The sequence below is a fragment of the Dysgonomonas sp. 520 genome (genome assembly GCF_010501095.1).
GTDB lineage: Bacteria > Bacteroidota > Bacteroidia > Bacteroidales > Dysgonomonadaceae > QVMP01.
The window spans coordinates 131,581-131,989 of the sequence record NZ_QVMP01000013.1; the positions used below are offsets into that span (position 1 = coordinate 131,581).

At 38.9% G+C, this 409-nt stretch carries 1 pseudogene; it reads right to left on the reverse strand.

From position 1 onward, the window contains the following. Window positions 1–409, reverse strand: a pseudogene (locus tag D0T56_RS16765) (3'-5' exonuclease); the annotation flags it as partial.

Consider the following 409-nt stretch of genomic DNA (forward strand, 5'->3'; position numbering starts at 1 on the left):
ATATTTTGTCCTATCAAAATAGGTTTGCACTGTGCTCCTTTGGATAAGGTATTGCACCTCGCAAATTCAATAATATCACGGGCAACCTCTTTCATATCCATACCCTTATTTATCAGCATCTCCATGCTAATACCCGAATAATCCAATGCGACCTTTTCATATTCCATCATTTCGGTTTCTTTTTCTTTTTCAAATCTGCTTTTCAATACTTTCCTTTTTGCAGGTCCTCCGATATCCTGTTTGTGGTAAGGAGAAATGTATTTCACATAGCGGTCAATCATTTCCCATGTATCAAAGCGTACCGCTTGCAATGCAATCTGGGTACAAGCATTTTTTGTACAATCCAGTCCTCCTGTTTCAAAATCGAGTCCGATGCCCGTATATATTTTCCCTTCTGTTTGTAGTGCCA